General features: G+C 73.3%; 4 protein-coding genes. 2 read left to right on the top strand and 2 right to left on the bottom strand.

Annotated elements, in window-relative coordinates; all coding sequences use genetic code 11:
* Together AB0M39_RS41595 and AB0M39_RS41590 are read right to left on the bottom strand one after the other, a co-directional pair.
* A partial coding sequence (locus AB0M39_RS41595; RefSeq protein ID WP_365374290.1) for a thiamine pyrophosphate-binding protein occupies positions 1 to 1,055 on the bottom strand: 1,055 nt, incomplete at its 3' end.
* A gap of 220 nt (positions 1,056 to 1,275) precedes the next feature.
* Positions 1,276 to 1,863 carry a carboxymuconolactone decarboxylase family protein gene (locus AB0M39_RS41590; RefSeq protein ID WP_365374288.1) on the bottom strand — a complete coding sequence of 196 codons (588 nt, stop codon included), beginning with the start codon at positions 1,861 to 1,863 and terminating at the stop codon, positions 1,276 to 1,278.
* 214 nt (positions 1,864 to 2,077) lie between these two features.
* Here AB0M39_RS41590 and AB0M39_RS41585 point away from each other — a divergent pair, with 214 nt between their 5' ends.
* Positions 2,078 to 2,527, top strand: coding sequence for a PPOX class F420-dependent oxidoreductase (locus AB0M39_RS41585; protein WP_365374286.1), 450 nt, complete (start codon positions 2,078 to 2,080; stop codon positions 2,525 to 2,527).
* A 28-nt stretch (positions 2,528 to 2,555) separates the two neighbouring features.
* Positions 2,556 to 3,625, top strand: a 1,070-nt coding sequence (locus tag AB0M39_RS41580; RefSeq protein ID WP_365374284.1) for an MBL fold metallo-hydrolase, incomplete at its 3' end; no start/stop codon positions are given.

Genomic DNA, 3,625 nt, shown 5'->3' with positions numbered 1-3,625 from the left:
GACGGCCCGCCCCTTCGCCCGGACCGTGATCGGCCGGGCGTCCGCGCCGGCGCCGTGTCCCGGTACGCCGCGAGCAGCTCGCCCAGCGTCGCGCGCGCGTCGCCGACCAGGGGGATGTCCGCGGGCGCCGGCCCGTACGCCTGGGCGGGGTCCGCGTCCAGGCGGATCAGCGTGCCGGACAGCCGCAGCGGCGCGTTCGGCCACACATCCGACGGCGCGAGCTCGGTGCCGACCGCGAGCACCGCGTCGCAGCCCGCCAGCCACGTCCTCACGACCGCGCTGTGCAGGGACACGCCGAGCGACAGCGGATGCGCCTCGTCCACGATGCCCTTGCCGTTGGCCGTGGTGACGACCGGCGCGGCCAACTCCTCGGCCAGCGCAAGGAGTTCGTCGCGGCCGCCGCGCGCCCCGCCCCCGAGCACCAGCGCCGGGCGGCTCGCGGCCCGCAGGACGTCGGCCGCCCACCGGACCTCGTCGGGCCGCGGCAGCGCCGGCCCCCGCGGCGGGGCGGTCCGCACCGCTCCCGCCTCGCCCTCGCTCTCGAGCAGGTCGAGCGGTATCTCGATGTGCGCGGGCCGCGGCCGCCCCTCGGCGAAGAGCGTGAAGGCCCTCGCGACCGCCGTGCCGATCTCCTCGACCGACGACACCCGGTGGCTGAAGGCGGCCACGCCCCGCAGCGCCTGGGTCTGGCCGCGCAGCTCGTGGAGCAGGCCGGCGCCCTGGCGCGGAGGGCGCAGCGGCGTCCCGGGGGAGACGACGAGCAGCGGCACGCTGTCCGCGTACGCCTGGCCGACCGCCGCCGCGATGTTCAGCAGGGCCCCTCCCGCGGCGGTGATCGCGACCCCGGGCCGGCCGCTGACCCGGGCGTAGGCGTCGGCCGCGTACCCCGCGCCCTGCTCGTGGCGACCGGTCACCTGCGCGATGCCGTAGTCGGCCAGATGCCGACAGAGCTCCAGGCCGTGCGTCCCCGGAGTGCCGAAGGCGTGGACGACTCCGTGCGCCGTCAGCGCGCGTGCGACGGCCTCCGAGCCGGTCATCGGCTGCGCCGCCGCCATCTCAGGCGCCCCCCGAGGCGGGCGGCGGCACGGCGGCCGACGAGGCGCTCCCGGCGGTCTCCGCCGGCTCGGCGGGGAGCTCGGACATGCTGCCTCCAGACGCGGCCACCGACGAAGTACTGAATCGTCAGTCAGTATCTGGAGGGCCGAGCTCAGCTGTCAACATGATCGTCAGCAGAGCCCGCGAACGGGCGCCGGCGAAGGGGCCGGCGCCCGGCGCTCAGCGCGCGGCAGGCTCCTGCCGCGACGCGTCGGCGGCCTTGGCCGGGATCTCGCAACTGTCCTTGAAGCCCTGGCTGGTCAGCCCCAGCGCCGAGTTGATCCGCGAGCGCAGGTTCTCCACCGCGACCATCGCGGTCAGCTCGACGAACGCGGCCTCGCCGAGCGCGCCCAGCAGCCGCTCCGCCAGATCGTCCGCGACCTGCGGCGGAGTCGCGGTCACCGCCTCCGCGTACTCCATGACGTCCCGCTCCAGCGGGGTGTACGCTTCGCTCTCCCGCCACATCGGCACATCGCGCACCTTGCGGACGTCCATGCCGCGCCGACGGCCCTCCCAGTGGCCGAAGTCCATGCACCAGGTGCATCCGATCGCCGCGGAGGAGGCCATCACGGCGAGCATCTTGAGATCGCCGTCGAGCTCCTTCCACTTGGCCAGCGACTGCTCGAAGCGCAGGTCGGACCAGAGGACGCGCGGGTTGTGGGCCATCGCCCGTACGGGGTCGAGAACCCGGCCGTACTCACGCCTGGAGTACCACTCGGTGACGCGGAACAGGAGCGAGCGGCGGGGAGCGAGCGAGATGCGAGCCATGACGGGCCTCCTCGGACGGGGAGCGGGTGCGCTCCAGGGCGTTGGAACGTGCTGCTGTCTGTACGACGGACGGCGCGCCCCGGAATGTGACATCGCCCGCGGAAAGGCCTCTGACCTCGTACGACGCCCCGATACGGCCCTGAGGCCCACCTGCGGGACGGCCGTGGAGGCGGGGGCGCGGAACACCGGAGTCCGGGCGTGCGTTGCTGAGGTCATGACGGAGAACGCGGAGGAGTCCGCCCAGCAGGAAGCCCTGCTCAAGCTGGTCGCCGAGCAGAGCGGCGGGGTGCTGGTCACCCTGCACGCCGACGGCAGGCCGCAGCTGTCCAATGTGAACCACGCGTACTACCCGGATGAGCGGACCATCCGAGTGTCGATCACCGACGGCCGGGCCAAGACGCGCAATCTGCGTCGCGACCCCCGCGCCGCCTACCACGTGACCAGCGGCGATCGCTGGTCGTGGACCGCCGTGGACGCTCTGGCCGAGCTCACCCCGGTGGCCGCCGACCCCCACGACGCCACGGTCGAGGAGCTGATCGCCCTGTACCGCGACGTGAGCGGCGAGCACCCCGACTGGGACGACTATCGCCAGGCCATGGTCCGCGACCGGCGGCTCGTCCTCAGGCTCCGCATCGAACGGGCTTATGGACAGACGAGCGGATAATGGAATCCCCCCGACCTCAGGAGGTGCCGTGACCGGCGCTGGCTCCACCCACGCGATGAGATCCCGGCTGCGCGCGATGCGGTCGGCAGCCTTCGGCGCCGATCCCGCCGGAGAGCGGATGGAGCGGATCCGCCGCTCGCCGAACTTCGCCGACGGCGTGTTCCAGAACCCTGTGGGGGCCAGGACCAGGCCGTCCGGCGGCTCCATGAAGGAATTCGTCAAGATCTACTTCCAGAAGGAGGCGCGGGCGCGCAGGTCCCCCATCGGAACCGTGCCCGTCCACCCCACCACCCTGGCCGACATCGCCAGGGCGCCGGCCTCCGGGCTGCGGCTCACCTGGATGGGGCACTCCAGCGTCCTCGCCGAGATCGACGGGCGCAGGGTGCTCTTCGACCCGGTCTGGGGCGAGCGCTGCTCCCCGTTCTCCTTCGTCGGGCCCAAGCGGCTGCACCCCGTGCCGCTGTCGCTGGCCGCGCTCGGACCGGTCGACGTCGTGGTGGTCTCCCATGACCACTACGACCACCTCGACATGCCCACCATCCGGGCCCTGGCCTCCACGAACACCCTCTTCGCGGTGCCGCTGGGCGTCGGCGCACACCTGGAGCGCTGGGGCGTGCCCGCCGACCGGCTGCGCGAGCTGGACTGGAACGAGTCGGCCGAGGCGGCGGGCCTGCGGCTGACCGCGCTGCCCGCACGCCACTTCTGCGGCCGCGGCCTGCGCAACCAGCAGCACACCCTGTGGGCGTCCTGGGCCGTCCAGGGCCCCGAGCACCGGATCTACCACAGCGGCGACACCGGGTACTTCCCCGGATTCAAGGACATGGGCGCGGAGCACGGCCCCTTCGACGCGACCATGATCCAGATCGGCGCGTACAGCGAGTACTGGCCCGACATCCATATGACCCCCGCCGAGGGCATGCGCGCCCACCTGGACCTCCAGGGCGGGACGCCGTCCGGTGTGATGCTCCCGATCCACTGGGGGACCTTCAACCTCGCGCCGCATGGCAGGCCGCTGCGCTGCGTCCCCTCTATCAGCGGCACTACGCGGCGGTCCACGCCTACGCGTCCAGCTGCACGCCCGCGCCGATGGACGCGCAC

This window comes from Streptomyces sp. NPDC051907, assembly GCF_040681075.1.
In the GTDB taxonomy this organism is placed as follows: Bacteria; Actinomycetota; Actinomycetes; order Streptomycetales; family Streptomycetaceae; genus Streptomyces.
This window is presented reverse-complemented; position numbering and strand designations above follow the sequence as displayed.

Bases quoted from the DNA above. Each gene is read 5' to 3' on its own strand.
- AB0M39_RS41590 (WP_365374288.1), bottom strand. From the start codon at position 1,863: ATGGCTCGCATCTCGCTCGCTCCCCGCCGCTCGCTCCTGTTCCGCGTC.
- AB0M39_RS41585 (WP_365374286.1), top strand. From the start codon at position 2,078: ATGACGGAGAACGCGGAGGAGTCCGCCCAGCAGGAAGCCCTGCTCAAG.